14 protein-coding genes are annotated in these 13,088 nt (G+C 66.9%); 6 read left to right on the top strand and 8 right to left on the bottom strand.

All coding sequences use genetic code 11. The features are described 5' to 3' along the window. Positions 1 to 28 precede the first annotated feature (28 nt). Together CFB49_RS27525 and CFB49_RS27520 are read right to left on the bottom strand one after the other, a co-directional pair. Positions 29 to 442 (bottom strand): hypothetical protein, encoded by a 414-nt coding sequence (locus CFB49_RS27525; RefSeq protein WP_089437231.1) that lies wholly within the window; start codon positions 440 to 442, stop codon positions 29 to 31. A gap of 357 nt (positions 443 to 799) precedes the next feature. After that, positions 800 to 1,375, bottom strand: coding sequence for a TetR/AcrR family transcriptional regulator (locus CFB49_RS27520; protein ID WP_212195511.1), 576 nt, complete (start codon positions 1,373 to 1,375; stop codon positions 800 to 802). Between the two features lie 165 nt (positions 1,376 to 1,540). Between CFB49_RS27520 and CFB49_RS27515 the strand changes: the two genes are divergently transcribed. The 4 genes from CFB49_RS27515 to CFB49_RS27500 all read left to right on the top strand — a co-directional run bounded on the left by CFB49_RS27515 (position 1,541) and on the right by CFB49_RS27500 (position 4,755). Further along, the gene (locus CFB49_RS27515) at positions 1,541 to 2,293 is read left to right on the top strand and encodes an SDR family NAD(P)-dependent oxidoreductase (protein ID WP_069621598.1); all 753 of its coding nucleotides are present in this window, start codon (positions 1,541 to 1,543) and stop codon (positions 2,291 to 2,293) included. 92 nt (positions 2,294 to 2,385) lie between these two features. After that, positions 2,386 to 3,432 carry an aldo/keto reductase gene (locus CFB49_RS27510; protein ID WP_069621597.1) on the top strand — a complete coding sequence of 349 codons (1,047 nt, stop codon included), beginning with the start codon at positions 2,386 to 2,388 and terminating at the stop codon, positions 3,430 to 3,432. 181 nt (positions 3,433 to 3,613) lie between these two features. Next, complete coding sequence (locus CFB49_RS27505) at positions 3,614 to 4,066, top strand: DOPA 4,5-dioxygenase family protein (RefSeq protein WP_084044525.1); 453 nt, start codon at positions 3,614 to 3,616, stop codon at positions 4,064 to 4,066. Beyond that, entirely contained in the window at positions 4,063 to 4,755 is a 693-nt protein-coding gene (locus CFB49_RS27500) for an SDR family NAD(P)-dependent oxidoreductase (RefSeq protein ID WP_089437228.1), read from the top strand. The genes CFB49_RS27505 and CFB49_RS27500 overlap by 4 nt, the downstream gene beginning before the upstream one ends. 73 nt (positions 4,756 to 4,828) lie before the next feature. On the opposite strand, the gene CFB49_RS27495 is transcribed toward CFB49_RS27500, so the two are convergent. Both CFB49_RS27495 and CFB49_RS27490 read right to left on the bottom strand, forming a co-directional pair. Further along, complete coding sequence (locus CFB49_RS27495) at positions 4,829 to 5,095, bottom strand: hypothetical protein (protein WP_089492908.1); 267 nt, start codon at positions 5,093 to 5,095, stop codon at positions 4,829 to 4,831. 148 nt (positions 5,096 to 5,243) lie between these two features. Further along, the gene (locus CFB49_RS27490; protein WP_089437226.1) at positions 5,244 to 6,038 is read right to left on the bottom strand and encodes an aminoglycoside phosphotransferase family protein; all 795 of its coding nucleotides are present in this window, start codon (positions 6,036 to 6,038) and stop codon (positions 5,244 to 5,246) included. 242 nt (positions 6,039 to 6,280) lie between these two features. Here CFB49_RS27490 and CFB49_RS27485 point away from each other — a divergent pair, with 242 nt between their 5' ends. Together CFB49_RS27485 and CFB49_RS27480 are read left to right on the top strand one after the other, a co-directional pair. Beyond that, on the top strand, positions 6,281 to 8,416 hold the full coding sequence (locus CFB49_RS27485) for a penicillin-binding protein 1A (RefSeq protein WP_089492907.1): 2,136 nt from the start codon (positions 6,281 to 6,283) through the stop codon (positions 8,414 to 8,416). Positions 8,417 to 8,424: 8 nt separating this feature from the next. Continuing rightward, the gene (locus tag CFB49_RS27480) at positions 8,425 to 9,036 is read left to right on the top strand and encodes a trimeric intracellular cation channel family protein (protein WP_089492906.1); all 612 of its coding nucleotides are present in this window, start codon (positions 8,425 to 8,427) and stop codon (positions 9,034 to 9,036) included. Between the two features lie 67 nt (positions 9,037 to 9,103). Here CFB49_RS27480 and CFB49_RS27475 read toward each other — a convergent pair whose 3' ends face one another. The 4 genes from CFB49_RS27475 to CFB49_RS27460 are packed head-to-tail and all read right to left on the bottom strand — an operon-like array spanning position 9,104 to position 13,062. Next, on the bottom strand, positions 9,104 to 9,934 hold the full coding sequence (locus CFB49_RS27475) for a heme ABC transporter ATP-binding protein (protein ID WP_089492905.1): 831 nt from the start codon (positions 9,932 to 9,934) through the stop codon (positions 9,104 to 9,106). Positions 9,935 to 9,952: 18 nt separating this feature from the next. Continuing rightward, positions 9,953 to 11,041 carry a FecCD family ABC transporter permease gene (locus tag CFB49_RS27470; protein WP_089492904.1) on the bottom strand — a complete coding sequence of 363 codons (1,089 nt, stop codon included), beginning with the start codon at positions 11,039 to 11,041 and terminating at the stop codon, positions 9,953 to 9,955. Between the two features lie 15 nt (positions 11,042 to 11,056). Further along, a complete protein-coding gene (locus CFB49_RS27465) occupies positions 11,057 to 11,974 on the bottom strand; it encodes a heme/hemin ABC transporter substrate-binding protein (RefSeq protein WP_089492903.1) in 918 nt (305 codons plus the stop codon). Further along, a complete protein-coding gene (locus tag CFB49_RS27460) occupies positions 11,971 to 13,062 on the bottom strand; it encodes a hemin-degrading factor (protein ID WP_089492902.1) in 1,092 nt (363 codons plus the stop codon). The genes CFB49_RS27465 and CFB49_RS27460 overlap by 4 nt, the downstream gene beginning before the upstream one ends. Positions 13,063 to 13,088 lie beyond the last annotated feature (26 nt).

Genomic DNA, 13,088 nt, shown 5'->3' with positions numbered 1-13,088 from the left:
TTTTCGGGTTCGGCGTAGGTTCAGAAAGTCAGCGGATAGGCTGTCCGACAAGCCGAGCCCACACCGCCCGAAGGCGTCGCGCGCGGTCTTCGAAGAGATATGAGGCCGCAAGCGCCAAGAGGCCCGAAATCGCCCCCGTCACGATGTGCTCGACATAGGGGATGCGGTAATGGCTCGTGTGCGAGTAGGCATCGCCCAACGTTGTCAGGACACCTACGACCACCGCATTGCCGTATCGATGCGCGTAGAGTTTCGAGACGGGCGTGAAAGTCAGAAGTACCGCCAGGAGCCCGGTCAGCAGACCCGTATGAAAGGCGATAGTCCAATGGGTAACGCTCATGACGTTTCCCCAGCTCCCGGGCATGCAGGTCATGCACGCGCTGGTCGGCTGCCAGAAGCGCTGGACAAACAGTCGGACGCGGTGCTTCCACTCGGTTGACATGATGCGTTTCCGTCAATGCCGTCGCCACCACACGTAGGTGTGGTCGGCTGTGCGCCGTAGACGCCGGGCAATCACCTGGATATCGGGGAATACTACTCCACGATCGGACGGGCGCTGTTTCGAGCGAGGCCGGGATTAACGCTTGCGTCTATCGGTCCGGCACCGTCCGTGACGCGCATCGAACGATGCGCTTGCGCGGGAGGTCGACGGCTGGCATCGACCTTGAACAGCCAATCATCAGCGGACAGCGAACCACCGTTGTTCAATCATCTGCGGTCACACATGGCGACGCGCGCTCTTGAGCTAACCAGCACCTGCGCCCTGGCTGAACGTTTCCCCGAATTGAAAACCAATTGCTTACCGAGTTCCTTTGGCCTTGGGCGGCGGAGTCTCGGGCCAACTCCGCATCGCAATGCTGATCGTCTTATGTAACTCGTTGGTCGGCACACCGCTCGCGGCCTGAACGGAGATGCCTTGTGAAACAGTGCCGAAGAATCGCGCCAATGCTCCGATGTCGGTATTCGGAGGCAACTCCCCACGCTTACGGGCGTCCTCCAGACACTTGCGGATCATCTCGACGCCCGACTCCCGGACTTCACACAGCACCTGAGCCACCCGTCGCGAGTCGTCGCTTCCGGTAAGCGCGCCCTGCACCAACAAGCAGCCCCGAGGTGTGCCTTTTGCACTCTGAAATGTTGCCAGGGCACGCAAGAACGCCTCTATTCCGCTACGCGCCGATGGCAGCGCCAACGATGGCGCCGCGAAGGCGCCGAGCCGCTCCTGGTAGCGGGCGAGGGCCTTGAAGAAAAGCTGTTCCTTTCCTCCAAAAGCAGCATAGAGACTCGGCTTATTGACGCCGATCGCCTCAGTCAGATCCGTCAGCGACGTCCCCTCATAGCCCTTCTCCCAGAAGAGAGTCAGGGCTTGGTCCAACGCCTTGTCCGGGTCGAACGCCCGTGGCCTGCCGATTGCCATCCGTGCACCAGTCAATATTTTTACCGATCGGTATATTAAGTCCTTGACGGAGCGCTGTCCATCCGCAGATACTTACCGAGCGGTACAAAAGTAAACGCAAACCTAACGTTTAGAGAGAGTGAAATGACAAGTCGTTTGAATGGAAAGGTGGCCTTGGTGACGGGCGGCAGTTCGGGTATCGGCCTCGCCGCGGCAACCCGTTTCGCTGCGGAAGGCGCAACCGTCTACATCACCGGACGCAAACAGGAGGCGCTTGACGCGGCCGTTGGCTCAATAGCCGGCAAGGTCACGGCTATCCGGGCCGACTCCAGCGTCGCTGCCGATCTCGAGCGGGTCTACGCCACGATTCGTGACACGAGCGGCAAGCTGGACGTGTTGTTCGCGAATGCCGGCATTGCTGCGTTTGTGCCGCTCTCGGCGATCACTGAAGCGCATTACGACAGCATCGTCGATACGAACCTGAAGGGCGTCGTGTTCACCGTCAAGTACGCGGTTCCTCTGCTTTCCGAAGGCGCCTCGATCATTCTCACTTCGTCGACAGCCGGCTATAGGGGGATGGAAGCATTCAGCGTGTACAGCGCGACGAAGGCGGCGGTCCGGCAACTGGCGCGCGGTTGGCTGCTGGATCTGAAGGCTCGGAAGATCCGCGTCAACGTCATCAGCCCCGGCATGGTCGATACGCCCGCCATCGACGGCCTGGTGGGCGATCCGAACGCGGCTTCCGGAATGAAGGCGCATGTGGCATCGCAAAATCCCCTGGGCCGTATCGCGCATCCCGATGATGTTGCCGCTGCCGCCTTGTTTCTGGCCTCCGACGAAGCCGCGTACATCAATGGCGTCGACTTACCCGTGGACGGCGGCGCCAGCCAGATCTAGTTCAGTTGCGGAAACGTCGCCGAAGCCCGGTTTGCCCCGATTTCCCGGCAGTGTCGACTTCGGCATTTCAGCATCATTCAGGAGCAACGTTCATGCGATACAAACTGTTTGGACAACATACGGGCCTGAGGGTCTCCGAACTGGTACTTGGTGCGGGGAATTTCGGAACGCGTTGGGGCCATGGTGCCGAGCCGGCGGAGGCGCGTCGCATCTTTGAAGCCTATGCGGAGGCTGGAGGCAATTTCATCGATACGGCCAACGGATATCAGTTCGGCGAGTCCGAGGAAATTCTCGGCGAACTGCTCGATGGTCACCGGGACGAATTTGTGCTGGCGTCGAAATTCACTTATCGCGCCACGCCTCAGGACGGCATTCTCACGACGGGCAACAGCCGCAAAGCCATGGTGGCGTCCGTGGAGGCCAGCTTGAAGCGACTCAAGACCGACCGTATCGACCTTTTGTGGGCGCACATGTCCGATGGTGTGACGCCGCTTGAAGAACTCATGCGAGGATTCGACGATCTCGTACGTGCCGGCAAGATCCTGTACGCGGGCCTGTCCGATTTCCCCGCCTGGCGGGTGGCTCGCGCGGCAACCATCGCCGAGTTGCGCGGTACGGTGCCTGTCGCGGGTCTTCAGTTGGAATACAGCCTTGTGGAACGTAGCAGCGAGCATGAGCTTCTTCCGGCCGGCAAGGCATTGGGGCTGGGGGTCGTCGGCTGGTCACCGTTAGGCGGCGGCATGCTCACAGGGAAGTACCGCAATGGTGAAACCGGGAGGCGGGAAGGTTTTGGCGGCAACGTGTTCCAGCCCGAAAATACCCCGCAACGTACGGCGATCCTCGACGCGTTGATTGCCGTTGCAGACGAAGCGGGCGTGACTCCCGGAGAAATCGCCATCGCGTGGGTTGCCGGAAAAGGCGTGCAGCCTATCATCGGGCCGCGCACGTTGGCGCAGCTCCAGAGCAATCTGGCCGCCATCCGGGTCACCCTTTCGGCAGAGCAGATCGGCCGCCTCGACATCGCGAGCGCGATTCCTCCCATCTTTCCGTACACGGTGATCGACGCACCCCAAACCCGCCAGGGCTATACGGGCGGCAAGGCCGACGAGTTCGATTCGCCTGCAGTGCCAGTCGCCTGAGGCATTGTTTCAATAGCAGGTCGCAAGCATGGCGTCCACGAGACGCCATGTACAGGTTTTTTTGCCGCAATTCAGCTACCCGAACTGATGCAAATACTGCGGCGCGAGCCGCGCGAGCGGTGCCTCACACGCTGCTCGACGCGGCCAACGCGGCGCGGGAGTGCAAACGAAGGAGATGCCAATGCTTGAAGCCGATTCAGTGACGCCGGCGGACTCGCAGGAACACTCGAAAGTACAGCCGCTCGAAACGATACGCAGCTATCACGCGCATATTTACTTTGACGGCCCGGAGCAACGACGGGTCGCCGAAGTCTTGCGGGAACACATCGCGCAACGCTTTCCGGTCGTTCTCGGTCGCTGGCACGATCAACCGATTGGCCCTCATGCAAAGCCGATGTATCAGGTCGCCTTTTCCCGACATGAAGTCGGCAGCTTCCTGCCTTGGCTCATGGTAAATCGTCGTGGACTGACTGTACTCGTTCATCCCAATACCGGCCGTCCACTCGCCGACCACCTCGACCATCCGGTCTGGATGGGGGAAGTGCTCGACATCCGCAACCGGCATCTGCTCGCCGTCCATGAAAGACCCGAGCCGGATTTCGTCGCCAACACTCAACCAACGGTGAAGCCATGAACGATATTCCCTACGGCAATGCGCTGCTCATCGGGGCGGGTTTCGGCATCAGCGCTGCCCTTACGCGTGCGCTGCGCTCCGCAGGTCTTCCTGTCGTCATCGCCTCGCGAAATCCCGATAGATTGGCACCGCTGGTGAGCGAGACGGGCGCCGTTGCGCTGCAGGTCGATGCCTCCGAAGCAGGCCAGGTGGCGCGCCTCTTCAAAGAAACCGCGGAGCGAATCGGGACGCCCGAGATTGTCATCTATAACGCCAGCGGCGCGGTCCGCGGCCCCATCGCCGAACTCGATCCGGTTCAGGTCGAACACGCAGTGTCCATCACCGCATTGGGTGCATTTCACGCAATACAGCAAGCCGCTAGACACATGATTCCTGCTGGAAGAGGCGCTGTCCTGTTGACCGGCGCGACCGCCGGCATCAAAGGATTTGCACGTTCTGCTCCTTTTGCGATGGGTAAGTTCGCGTTGCGGGGGCTGGCCCAGAGTGCTGCCCGTGAGCTTGCGCCTCAAGGCATCCACGTCGCTCATGTCATCGTGGACGGCAGTGTGCGAGCAAGCGGCCGCACGGATCCATCAGACGGCACACTGGATCCAGACGCCATCGCGCGATGCTATATCGATCTCTTGCGCCAACACAGGAGTGCCTGGTCGTGGGAAATCGAGGTGCGGCCTTGGGTAGAGAACTTTTGATCGTGCAGTCTCACCCGCGAACGAAAACTGCGGGCCGATAGCCGACCGTGGAAACTCGATATCGGCGCTCACGTCAAAATGCTTCGAACGAACACCAGTCAGGCACAAACTGCTCGAAGACGAAAAAGTCGTCGATGTATGTCAGCCCAAGCCGTTCCAATGACTTCGTGCACGCATCGGCCGCGTCGCCTCCGAAGAACGGGCCAAGCGACAAGAGGCTATCGGATTCGTCAAAATATTCCCGAAAATTGAATTCGACCATGACCGTGGATAGGTCGACATTCTTGGCTGCTAGCGCAGCCCGCCGGACAACGATTCCGAAATCTCTCGAAACTTTCATCGATATTGACCACAGGCAAGCCGGTACTGAAGATTGTCGGTGATCCAGTCCGTATGGTCGACCGTCTGAAGCTGACCGAATACCCGTGGTCTTCGCAGCGTTCCGGCAGAAATCCGCGGTGGGATGTTTTCACGGTCGATGCGTATCGCTACAGCCCGAGCGCACCCGCCGCGAGTTGCGCAACCTCCAACCGCGTATCGGCCGGCTGCTCGTCCTCCATCAACCACACCGCCGACAGCCCCGACCACGCAACGATCCACTGCAGCAACCGACGCCGGTCGAGCCGCGCCGCATCGGCCACGACCCCGACACGCCGCTCGAAACGCACCGGATCGACCGCGATGTCATGCGCAGGATTACAGAACAGGTTCGCGTAATCGAACGTGCGCTCGCCGCGCAGTCCTTTCGGGTCGATCGCGCGCCAGCCGCGATCGCCGAAATGAAGAATGTTGTCGTGGTGAATGTCGCCATGCAGCACGACTTCGTCGACCGAAGGCTCCGCCAGCAACTGACGAGCGACCGCCGCCGAACGGCGCAGCGCATCATTGTCGGCATCGTTCGACAGCAACGCATAGAACCAGTCGTGCAGCGGCACGACTGCAGGCACCTGCGGCGCACGATGCGCGTGCAGCCGCGCGACGACGTCGCACGCGATGCGCATCGTGTCGTCATCGTGGCCCGCTGCGGACAACGCGGCCAGTGTCGGCGCCGGCTGCGCGCGTTCGAGCAGGATCGCGTCGCCGTCGTGCTGCCACACCTGCGCGGCGCCTTGCCCGTTCCACCAGCTCATCAGCGCATTGCCGCGCCGCTCTTCGTCGCAAGTGGCGACTTTCAGCATCGCGGGCCGCGCATGCCAGACGACCGGCAGCAAGCCGCCGCTTGCGGTCAGGATCGGGCCGCCGTCGGGGACGAGGCCCCACAGGTCGAGGTATCGGTCGAACATCCGACGATGGTACAAGCGAACCGGTTCACGCGCCCGGCGCGCTCGGTCGCGACGACATGCCGCGGACCCGCACACACCGTACGAGCGGGCTCCAAAGCGCTTTCCTAAATAAAATTTAGCCAGCCAAACTTTGGCTAAAGAATGTTCCGGTTTCGCGCCATCCCTTCGACAATGCGCGCCTTTCGTGACTGATCGGCGCGTGTCTCGCGCCGGCCGTCGCGGCACTGAAGAAGGAGCCCGACATGACCGACCCCACCGCCAGCCCGCCGCCGCCCGCGCCGCCATCCGCACCGCCGCGCCGCCGTCGCGTATGGCGCACGCTGGCGGGCGCGCTGCTCGGCCTGACGCTCGCGTGCGCCGGCATCGGCGCCTGGACGATCGATCGCATCTGGACGCAGTTACCGTCCGTCGAGCACCTGGCCGTCTATCGTCCCGCGCTGCCGCTGCGGATCTTCTCGCGCGACGGCGACCTGCTGGCCGAATATGGCGTCGAGCGGCGCGAGTTCGTGCCGCTCGAACGCATTCCGCCGCTGATGCGGCACGCGCTGCTCGCGGCCGAGGACGCGAAGTTCTACGAGCATGGCCCGGTCGATGTCGGCGGCCTCGCGCGCGCGACGTTCGCGAACGTCGTGACCGGCCAGCCGGGGCAGGGCGGCAGCACGATCACGATGCAGGTCGCGCGCAACTTCTACCTGACGCGCGACAAGGTGCTGAGCCGCAAGCTCGCCGAGATCCTGATGGCGGCCAAGCTTGAACGCGCATACAGCAAGAACAAGCTGCTCGAGCTGTACATGAACGAGATCTATCTGGGCGAGCGCGCATACGGCTTCGCGGCCGCGGCGCACGTGTACTTCGGCAAGCCGCTCGATGCGCTGAGCGCGGGCGAGGCGGCCGTGCTCGCCGGGCTGCCGAAGGCGCCGTCCGCGTTCAACCCGGTCGTCAACCCGGCGCGCGCGACCGCGCGGCGCAACTACGTGCTCGGCCGGATGCATGCGCTCGGCCAGCTCGACGATGCAGCGTATCGCTCGGCCGTCGACGCGCCGATCGCATTGGCAACCACGCCGCCACCCGGCATCATCGCGGCGCCGTACGTCGCCGAGCGGGCGCGCCGGATGATGGTCGAGCGGTTCCATGACGATGCGTACACGCTCGGCCTCGACGTGACGACGACGATCTCGATGCGCGACCAGCGCGCGGCCGAGGCCGCGCTCGAGCGCACGCTGAGCCGCCAGTCGCGCACGACGCGCGATGCGCGCAACGGCCTCGAAGGCGCGCTCGTGTCGCTCGACGCGGCCACCGGCGACATGCTCGCGCTGGTCGGCGGCGCGGATTTCAATCGCAACGTGTTCGACCATGCGCTGCAGGCGTATCGGCAGCCGGGGTCGGCCTTCAAGCCCTTCGTCTATTCGGCGGCGCTGGAGAAAGGCTACTTTCCCGGCGTGCTCGTCGACGATACGCAGCGCACGCTCACGCACGCGGAAACCGGGGCGCGGCCGTGGCGTCCGCGCAATTTCGGCAATCGCTACGAAGGCTTCATCCCGGTGCGGCGCGGGCTCGTGCGCTCGAAGAACCTGGTCGCGGTCAGCCTGATGCAGGCCACCGACGCGCGCTACGTACAGCAGCACGCGGTGCGTTTCGGTTTCGACGCGCAGCGCAATCCGGCGTCGCTGCCGCTCGCGCTCGGCGCGGGCGCCGTGACGCCGCTCGAACTCGCGAGCGCATACAGCGCGTTCGCGAACGGCGGCACGCGGATGGAGCCGCGCCTGATCCTGTCGGTGAAGCAGCGTCACGGCGGCGCGATGTACGAGGCGACCGTCCCGGCAGGCGAGCGGGTCGTGTCGGCGCGCAATGCGTTCGTGATGGACAGCATGCTGCGCGACGTCGTGCGCGCCGGCACCGCGCGCGGCGCGCTTGTGTTGCGGCGTGACGACGCGGCCGGCAAGACGGGCACGTCGAACGGGTCGAAGGACGTCTGGTTTGCCGGCTATTCGTCGGGCGTCGTCGCGGTCGCGTGGCTCGGCTACGACACGCCGCGCCCGATGGGGCGCGCGACCGGCGCGACGCTCGCGCTGCCGGTCTGGCTCGACTACATGAAGACGGCCGTCGACGGGCGCACGCCGGTCGATGCGACGCCGCCGCAGGACGTCGCGCTCGTCGACGGCGACTTCGTCTACGCCGAATACACGCGCGGCACGTGCACGGCCGACGTGCCGGCGTATATCCGCAGCCGCTTTGCGTGCGGCGGCGCGGCGGCCATCGATGCGCCGGATGCATCTGATGCACCGGCCGGCGGCGGCCAGCGCGACGAACCGATGCCTGCCGCCGTCGATGCGGCCGAGCGCGAGCGCGTGCTCGACCTGTTCCGGACCGACGACTGACGCGCGCGATGCATACGCTCTATCTGATTGCGATCGTCGCGGAAGCGATGTCGGGGGCGCTGATGGGCATGCGCTGCGGGATGGACCGCTTCGGGCTCGCGCTCGTCGGCGCGGTGACGGCGCTCGGCGGCGGCACCGTGCGCGACGTGCTGCTCGGACACTATCCGCTCGGCTGGATCGCGCATCCCGAATACCTGGTGATCACGCTCGTCGCGGCGACCGTCGCGTCGTGGGCGGCACGGCACGTCTCAAGGATGAAGACGCTGTTCGTGACCGTCGACGCGATCGGCCTCGCGGCGTTCACGATCATCGGCTGCGACATCGGTGCATCGACCGGCTCGGCGCCGATCATCGTCGTGCTGGCCGGCGCGATCACGGGCGTGTGCGGCGGGATGCTGCGCGACCTGCTGTGCAACGAGATGCCGCTGATCCTGCGCGAGGAGCTGTATGCGAGCGTCGCGTTCGTCACGGGCGGGCTGTATGTTGGGATGCAGCATGTCGGCATCGATGGGGGGTTCGCGACGCTCGTCGCACTCGCGGCCGGCTTCTCGATGCGGATGCTCGCGGTGCGGCTCGGCTGGAAGATGCGGACCTTCGGCGCGGCGGACGTCGAGCATTGAGCGCGCGTACCCATGCGTGCCGCGCCGGCATTCAATCCGGCTGCATCACCTGGAAGACGTTCCCTTCCTACGCGGGCACCATCACCGGCGGCGTCCCGTCGCCGGTTTCCACCATCTTCACCGCGAACCCATAGCACCGCGCGATATGGGCGGGCGTCATCACGTCGCGCGGTGCGCCCCGCGCGACGATCGTGCCGTCGGCGAGCATCGCGATCGTATCCGCATGTCGCGCGGCGAGGTTCGGATCGTGGACGATCGCAAGCACGCCGAGTTGCCATTCGCGCGCGACGGCGCGCACGGTATCGAGCAGCCGGTGCTGGTGCGCGAGATCGAGCGCGGCGGTCGGTTCGTCGAGCAGCAGATAGCGCGGGCCGGTTTCCGGCGCGTCGTGGTCCGGCCACAGCTGCGCGAGGACGCGGGCGAACTGCACGCGCGCGAGCTCGCCGCCCGACAGCGTCGTGACGTCGCGGCCGACGAGCGCGTCGGCGCCCGCGCGTTCGAGCGCGCGCCACGCGATGTCGCGATCGCGGTGCGCAATGACGTGGCGGGCGCCGCTGCGCCGCGCATGCGGATAGCGGCCGAGCAGCACGATTTCGTCGACGCTGAACGGGAACGCCGGCTGTGCGGCCTGCGGCAGCACCGCGCGCAGGCATGCGAGCCGCGGCGCGTCGATGCGCGCGAGCGGTTCGCCGTTCAGCGTGACGTCGCCCGTCACGCGCACGCCGTTCGGCGCGCCGCCGCCGGTCAGCTCGCCGGCGAAGGTTTTCAGCAGCGTGCTCTTGCCCGCGCCGTTGCGGCCGAGCAGCGCGGTCACGCGGCCGGGTTCGATCGACAGCGACAGGTCGCGCAGGATCGTGTCGTGCCGGCGGGCGACGTCGAGGTGATGGGCAGTCAGCATGGTCGTCGTGAAGAAGGATTAGCCGCCGAGCGCGCCGCGGTTCTTCCACAGCAGCGCGAGGAAGAACGGCGCGCCGAGCAGCGCGGTCAGCACGCCGAGCGGAATGTCGGCGGGCGCGGCGACCGTGCGCGCGGCGAGATCGGCCGCGAGCGTCAGCAACGCGCCGAGCAACGCGGCGCCGGGCAGTACGATGCGCTGGTCGGGGCCGCACGCAAGGCGTACGCAATGCGGCGCGACGAGCCCGATGAAGCCGATGATGCCCGCGCACGACACGAGCGCGCCGACCGCGAGCGCGACCGCGACGAGCACGCGCCGCTTCAGTTGCTGCACGGGCACGCCGAGATGCAGCGCTTCGGTTTCGCCGAGTTGCAGCGCGTTCAGCGCATCGCGTTCGCGCGCGAGCAGCACGCAGCCGAGCGCCACGCACGGCGCGACGGCCGCGAGCGTCGACCATTGCGCGCCGCCGAGGCTGCCGAGGCTCCAGAAGGTCAGCGAGCGCAACTGCGCGTCGTCGGCGACGAACGTGAGCAGCCCGATCGCCGCGCCGACCAGTGCATTGATCGCGATGCCGGCGAGCAGCAGCAGCGGCAGCGCGAGCCGGCCGCGCGACGCGGCCAGCCGGTAGACGAGCGCCGCGACCGCGAGGCCGCCCGCGAACGCGGCGACCGGCAGCGCGGCCGCGCTCGCATGGGCGGCGAAGAGCGCCGGACCGAGCACGATCAGCGTGGTCGCGCCGAGCGCGGCGCCGCTCGACACGCCGACGAGCCCCGGATCGGCGAGCGGATTGCGGAACAGCGCCTGCATCGCGGCGCCGGTCGCGCCGAAGCCGCCGCCGACCAGCAGCGCGAGCACGACGCGCGGCGCGCGGATGTCGAGCAGCACCGCGCGCGCCTGTTGAGCGGCCGCGTCGCCGCTCAGCGCGGCCCAGGCTTCCGCCAGCGGAATGCGGTACGCGCCGACGCACAGCGCGACGACGGACACCGCGCCCACCAGAACGGCGAGCGCGGCGAGGACGAACGGCGCGAAGCGGCGCGACGTGCCGAGGCGTGCGGCGCCGGCGCGCGAGGCGGGCGACGGTGCGTTGAAGGGCGAAGCGTGAGCGGGCATCGGATCGATCCGGAATCAGGCGAGCGCATCCGACAGGCGTCGATGCAGGGTCGTGACGGCGAGCGGCAGGCGTGGGCCGAAGCCGAGCAGGAACAGCGCGTCGAGCGACACGACGCGCCGCGCGCGGCCGGCCGGCGTCGCGCCGAAGCCGGGCGTCGCGAGCAGCGCGGCGTGACCGCCGACGGCCGCCAGCCCTTCGTCGGAGATCAGCACGACGTCGGGCGCGGCCGCCGCGAGCGCCTCGGTCGTCAGCGGCTTGTAGTGCTCGAAGCCCTGCATCGCGTTGCGCGCGCCCGCGTAGCGGATCATCGCGTCGGCGGCCGTGTGCTGGCCGGCGACGAGCGCCTGGGCGCCGGTATGGTTCAGCACGAACAGCACGCGCGGCCGCTGCGCGCCGCCGGGCACGCGCGCGGCGACCGTGTCGCGCGCGGCCTGCCAGTCGCGATCGAAGCGTTGCAGCAGCGCGGCGCCGGCCTCGCGCACGTCGAGCGCCTGTGCGACGCCGGTGATCTTCGCGCGCACCGATTCGACGTCGTGGCGCTCGTCGAACGTCGTCACCGTGACGCCGGCGCCTTTCACCTGCGCGATTGCCGTCGGCGGGCCGGCTTCCGCGGAGGCCAGCACGAGATCGGGCCGCAGCGACAGCAGCCCTTCTGCCGACAGCGCACGCTGGTAGCCGACCTTCGGCAGGCGCTTCGCGGCGTCGGGATAGGTGCAGGTCGTGTCGGCGCCGACGAGCCGGTAACGCGGCGTCTCGGCGCCGCCGAGCGCGAACGCGGTTTCCGCCAGCGCGCCGCCGATCACGATCACGCGTTTCGGCGCGGCGGCCGCGACCTGGGCGAGCACGCCGCCGGGCAGCGTGCCCGCGAGCGCACCGGCCGCCGCGCCGGCCAGCAGCGACCGGCGGCGCGGATCGAACGGCCGCGCGCTCACCGCGCGGCCCCGCGTGCGGCCGCCGGCAGCGACGCGACGAGCGAGCGCCAGTCGTCGCGCTCGACCTTGCCGGGCTTGCGCTCGCCGAACAGCAGCGCGACGTGGTCGCCCTGCCGGTCGAACAGCTCGAGCGACGTGACGATGCCGTCGCTCGTCGGCTTCTTCACGACCCATGCGGCGGCGATCAGGTCCTCGCGTACATGCAGGTTGAAGCCTGGATCGAGCACGTTGATCCACGCGCCGACCTCGCGCACGTTCGCGACGGGGCCCGTATGGATCTGGATCATGCCCGCGTTGCCGACGAACACCATGATCGGCTGGCCGCTTTTCGCGGCGTGTTCGAGCACGTGGCGCAACGCATGCGCGGTTTCGACCGGATACGCGTATGGCGGATCGGCGAGGCGCAGCGCCTGCATGCGGCTCACGCCGAAGCGCTGCGTGATGCCGAAGAACTGGTGCGTGTCGGTCATCGCTTCCCATGCGGCGCGAAAGCCCGCGACGTCGATCTCGCTATCGGCGCGCTCGGGCGTTTTCGGCGTAGCGGGCGCAACCTCGAGGCCCGGCTCTTGCGACGGCGCGCGCCAGCGTGCGACGAACGCGTCGTACGCGGCGTGATCGCTGTGCGCGCGCAGGTAGACCTTGTGGATCGCATGGCCCTGCGCATCGAAGAACTGCAGGCTCTTCAGCGGGCCGTGCGCGGTCTCGTCGCGCACCGCGAACGCCGACACCCAGTGACGATAGAAGATGCGCAGGTCGATGTCGCCGAGCGCGAGGCCGACAGGCCCGTCATGGCTCATTTGCGCATATTCGCCGTCCTTTTCGTGGACGGCCGTGTCGTTGCGCGTCAGCGCCATCACGCGGCCGAGGCGCGGCATCTCCTCGAACATCGCCGGAAAGCGCGCGTCGAGCCGCACGACGTGCTCGCCGACGAACGCGGCGAGCGCCTCGCCTTCGCTGACGCCGAGCGCCTGTGCGACGTCGCGGTTGCGTAGCTGGCGCTCGGTCTTGAGCTTGACGAACGCGTCGCGCAGCGCGGCGGCCGCGCGGGCCGGCGTGGCCGATTGACCGGGAAGGGCGGATTGCATCATGTCGGACTCCTTCGAGTAACGGTTGG

This window comes from Burkholderia sp. AU17457 (assembly GCF_002223255.1).
GTDB lineage: Bacteria > Pseudomonadota > Gammaproteobacteria > Burkholderiales > Burkholderiaceae > Burkholderia > Burkholderia sola.
The sequence above is the reverse complement of the archived record's forward strand: the minus strand, read 5'-3'. Positions and strand labels throughout refer to the sequence as shown.

Coding starts and splice junctions, on each gene's coding strand:
- CFB49_RS27525 (WP_089437231.1), bottom strand. CDS start 442: ATGTCAACCGAGTGGAAGCACCGCGTCCGACTGTTTGTCCAGCGCTTC.
- CFB49_RS27515 (WP_069621598.1), top strand. CDS start 1,541: ATGACAAGTCGTTTGAATGGAAAGGTGGCCTTGGTGACGGGCGGCAGT.
- CFB49_RS27510 (WP_069621597.1), top strand. CDS start 2,386: ATGCGATACAAACTGTTTGGACAACATACGGGCCTGAGGGTCTCCGAA.
- CFB49_RS27505 (WP_084044525.1), top strand. CDS start 3,614: ATGCTTGAAGCCGATTCAGTGACGCCGGCGGACTCGCAGGAACACTCG.
- CFB49_RS27500 (WP_089437228.1), top strand. CDS start 4,063: ATGAACGATATTCCCTACGGCAATGCGCTGCTCATCGGGGCGGGTTTC.
- CFB49_RS27495 (WP_089492908.1), bottom strand. CDS start 5,095: ATGAAAGTTTCGAGAGATTTCGGAATCGTTGTCCGGCGGGCTGCGCTA.
- CFB49_RS27490 (WP_089437226.1), bottom strand. CDS start 6,038: ATGTTCGACCGATACCTCGACCTGTGGGGCCTCGTCCCCGACGGCGGC.
- CFB49_RS27485 (WP_089492907.1), top strand. CDS start 6,281: ATGACCGACCCCACCGCCAGCCCGCCGCCGCCCGCGCCGCCATCCGCA.
- CFB49_RS27480 (WP_089492906.1), top strand. CDS start 8,425: ATGCATACGCTCTATCTGATTGCGATCGTCGCGGAAGCGATGTCGGGG.
- CFB49_RS27475 (WP_089492905.1), bottom strand. CDS start 9,934: ATGCTGACTGCCCATCACCTCGACGTCGCCCGCCGGCACGACACGATC.
- CFB49_RS27470 (WP_089492904.1), bottom strand. CDS start 11,041: ATGCCCGCTCACGCTTCGCCCTTCAACGCACCGTCGCCCGCCTCGCGC.
- CFB49_RS27460 (WP_089492902.1), bottom strand. CDS start 13,062: ATGATGCAATCCGCCCTTCCCGGTCAATCGGCCACGCCGGCCCGCGCG.